At 70.1% G+C, this 1,410-nt stretch carries 1 protein-coding gene; it reads left to right on the forward strand.

What is annotated here, in order from left to right:
• Positions 1–29 precede the first annotated feature (29 nt).
• Positions 30–1,410 (forward strand): polyketide synthase dehydratase domain-containing protein (locus Sdi02f_RS35520; RefSeq protein ID WP_174843442.1); only part of this gene is annotated, 1,381 nt, incomplete at its 3' end.

The raw sequence follows: 1,410 nt of genomic DNA on the forward strand, positions 1-1,410 counted from the left end.
CCGACTCGGTGGGTGAGGGGTCGGCTGCGGTGGGTGTGCCGTTGCTGCGCAAGGGCCGGGACGAGGAGACGTCGTTGGTGACGGGGCTGGCGCAGCTCCATGCCCGTGGCGTGACGGTGGACTGGGAAGCCTTCTTCGCCGGCCAGGGCGCCGAGCGGATCGACCTGCCCACCTACGCCTTCCGGCGCCACCGCTACTGGCTGGAGAGCGATGGCCCGGCCGGGGCGGCCCCGGACCATCCCCTGCTCACCCAGAGCATGCACCTGGCGGAGTCGGGCGGCCTGCTGTTCACCGGCCGGCTCGCCGTCGGCACACACCCCTGGCTGGCCGATCACATGGTCGACAACAACGTGCTGTTCCCCGGCGCCGGGTTCGTCGAGATGGCGATACGAGCGGGCGACGAGGTCGGCTGCGGCCGGATCGACGAACTGACCCTGGAAACGCCGCTGATCCTGACCGCTCGAGGCAGTGCCCAGGTCCAGCTGACCCTGGAGCCCGCCGACGGCAACGGAGCGCGCCGCTTCAGCGTGCACGCCCGTACCGGCGCCGACGTCACGGACGGTTCTTGGACACGCCATGCCACGGGCCTGCTGACCGGTGGCACCGGGAAGCCGCCCGCCGGACTCGAGCAGTGGCCACCGCGCGGCGCCCGATCGGTGGCGGTCGACGGCTTCTACGACGATCTCGCGGAGGGCGGCCTGCGGTACGGTCCGGCCTTCCAGGGCGTGCGTGCGGCGTGGCGTCGTGGTGAGGAGATGTTCGCGGAGGTGGTGTTGCCGGGTTCGGTGGGTGCGGAGGCTGGGCGTTTCGGGGTGCATCCGGTGTTGTTGGATGCGGCGTTGCATGTGGTGGCGTTGCGTGGTGGTGGGTTGGGTGAGGTGGTGGTTCCGTTCGCGTGGTCGGGTGTGGAGTTGTTTGCGTCGGGTGCGTCGCGGGTGCGGGTGCGGGTGTCGCCGGTGGATGCGGGTGGGGTGCGGGTGGAGATTGCTGATGCGTTGGGTGTGCCGGTGGGGTTGGTGGAGTCGTTGGTGGTGCGGTCGTTGGGGGAGGGGTTGGTGTCCGGGGTGGGGTCGGGTGTGGATGGGTTGTTCGGTGTGGAGTGGGTGAGGGCGGAGGAGGGGGCTGCTGGTTCTGGGGTTGGTTCTGGTTCTGGTGGTGGGGTGTCGTGGGGTGAGTTGGGTGAGGTGTTGTCGGGTGTGGGGGTGGTGCCTGATGTGGTGGTGCTGCGGGTGGGGTCGGGTGCGGAGGTGTCGGGTGAGGGTGTGCGGGATGTGCTGGGTGGTGTGCTGACGGGCATTCAGCAGTGGCTGGGTGAGGAGCGTTTGGCGGGGTCGCGGTTGGTGGTGGTGACGGAGGGCGCGGTTGACGCCGGGTCCGGGTCTGGGTCTGGTGAGGGTGCTGGTGTGGTGG

The organism is Streptomyces ardesiacus (assembly GCF_003112575.1).
In the GTDB taxonomy this organism is placed as follows: Bacteria; Actinomycetota; Actinomycetes; order Streptomycetales; family Streptomycetaceae; genus Streptomyces; species Streptomyces ardesiacus.